The sequence below is a fragment of the Prevotella sp. C0026C3 genome, from assembly GCF_056590795.1.
Map to the genome: position 1 here is coordinate 1 of NZ_JBWPWW010000052.1, position 700 is coordinate 700.

Genomic DNA, 700 nt, shown 5'->3' on the forward strand with positions numbered 1-700 from the left:
AGAATGCGGAATTACCTGTATAAAGGCAATTCCGCAAGGATTTATAGGCTATTTAAGTTTTACCAGACAGCAATAATTATTTTACATATGAGTTACAATAAAGTATAAATTTAAACTTTATTGTAGAACAGGCAAGCATGCTTATGTCAATAATTCACCTTATATACTCGTTTATAATAAGTCTGATTGAAGAAAAGAATACCACAATCATACAAATCAAAAGCACCCCCTCGATGTGTTCCCTCTAATAATTTTAACCATAGATACTTCATTTCTGATTTCTTCTGAATACCATCTATAAATAATACCGTACTTATATCTAAATGTTCCAAAAGTTCTTCATATGTAGGGATTTCCTCCCCCAATAGACCTACATAGGTTAAATTCTTCTCACAGCAATATTCATTCAAACGAGATAATAACTTCTCTTTGCGCAGACTTCTATTGGAACATAGCCATAAAACAGGCCAAGTTCCATTCGATTTAGGAGCTACCACTCGACGAAGAAAGCGATAAGCGAAAGGTGATTGCACACCAAACCCACGTGTTCGAGGTATCCTCATCAAACAGTGATAGCACAGATGTAATTTATCCCATATAGACTTCATACACTTATATAAACTAAAAAAGCCCCGACTACATTCAGTAATCGAGGCTCTCGTTAAAAGAAGGCGGCCACCTACTCTCCCGCATTGCATTG

The 700-nt window shown here is 35.9% G+C and carries 1 protein-coding gene; it reads right to left on the reverse strand.

The annotated features are described in order from the left end of the window. Positions 1-146: 146 nt before the first annotated feature. The coding region (locus tag AC1EK4_RS11950) for a hypothetical protein (RefSeq protein WP_480358413.1) at positions 147-700 on the reverse strand (554 nt) is incomplete at its 5' end.